The sequence below is a fragment of the Legionella sheltonii genome, assembly GCF_026191355.1.
Taxonomy (GTDB): Bacteria; Pseudomonadota; Gammaproteobacteria; order Legionellales; family Legionellaceae; genus Legionella; species Legionella sheltonii.
This window is the reverse complement of record NZ_JAPHOQ010000046.1, coordinates 1-950: the sequence shown is the minus strand read 5'-3', so window position 1 is coordinate 950 and position 950 is coordinate 1. Positions and strand designations below refer to the sequence as shown.

Here is a 950-nt window from a genome sequence, read left to right as displayed (position 1 = left end):
CATGGCCTTCAAGGACATGCAAAAATTCCGGTTTAAGAGGGTTTGGTAAGTATATCCTTAAATGGAGGAAATTTGCGACTGGTGACAAAGGAAAAATTTACTGCTAATGTATCTATTCTAGTTTTTAATACTTCGAATAGTTTTATGTTTTTATTTATTATTTGATTGAAAAAATTTTTCTAATGTAACCTACAACACTTGCCTATTAACTCGTTATAATAAGATTTTTCTTACAAATAAATAAAATTAATTGTTTTCTTAATACTCCGTTAATAATCACAGTGTAAAATTAAATTCGAATAGCAAATATAAATATAAATTTGTTTTTAGTCGTTTTTTGGCTATCAAGAACACCATGGATTGCGTTCTGTGGAGGAATGGGTAGCTGCTTTGTTAGGGAGATTTTTATGTTAATTTTAACTCGGCGTATTGGTGAAACTTTAATCATAGGTGATGATGTTAATATTACCGTGCTCGGTGTAAAAGGTAACCAAGTTCGTCTCGGTATTAATGCACCTAAAGATGTATCTGTCCATCGTGAAGAAATTTATTTGCGCATACAACAAGAAAAGCAATCAGACGAATCTGAAGAAGCAGTATAAATCGATTTCCTCGCAGTCATCCAGTTCCGAGCACTTAAAAATGCTCGGGACAAACCTAATTTATTTCTTGTTCTCTCTAAGATGATTTTTTATGCGTCATGAAGCGAAGTATCTCCTGATGAGAGATAATGCTTAATACCGTCATCATCCTCTACGATTAATTGTCCTGACTCATTAATTCCGCATGCGAGCCCAGATAAGCTATTGGAAGATTGGTTCACTTTAATTTTTTTTCCAAATAAATAATCCGACTTACTCCATTCATCCATAAAGAAGTTAAGATCATGATGAATGAATTTGATTAAATAATACTCCAAGTGAGTAATCAGTTTGGCAATAAGAACATTT

1 protein-coding gene and 1 pseudogene are annotated in these 950 nt (G+C 32.5%); one reads left to right on the top strand and one right to left on the bottom strand.

Annotated elements, in window-relative coordinates; genetic code table 11:
* Positions 1–407: 407 nt before the first annotated feature.
* Positions 408–602: a carbon storage regulator CsrA gene (gene csrA, locus OQJ26_RS19290; RefSeq protein ID WP_010654169.1), complete on the top strand. Its 195-nt coding sequence runs from the start codon at positions 408–410 to the stop codon at positions 600–602.
* A gap of 89 nt (positions 603–691) precedes the next feature.
* Here csrA and OQJ26_RS19285 read toward each other — a convergent pair.
* Positions 692–950 (bottom strand): annotated as a pseudogene (locus tag OQJ26_RS19285) (bifunctional biotin--[acetyl-CoA-carboxylase] synthetase/biotin operon repressor); the annotation flags it as partial.

Coding starts and splice junctions, on each gene's coding strand:
- csrA (WP_010654169.1), top strand. CDS start 408: ATGTTAATTTTAACTCGGCGTATTGGTGAAACTTTAATCATAGGTGAT.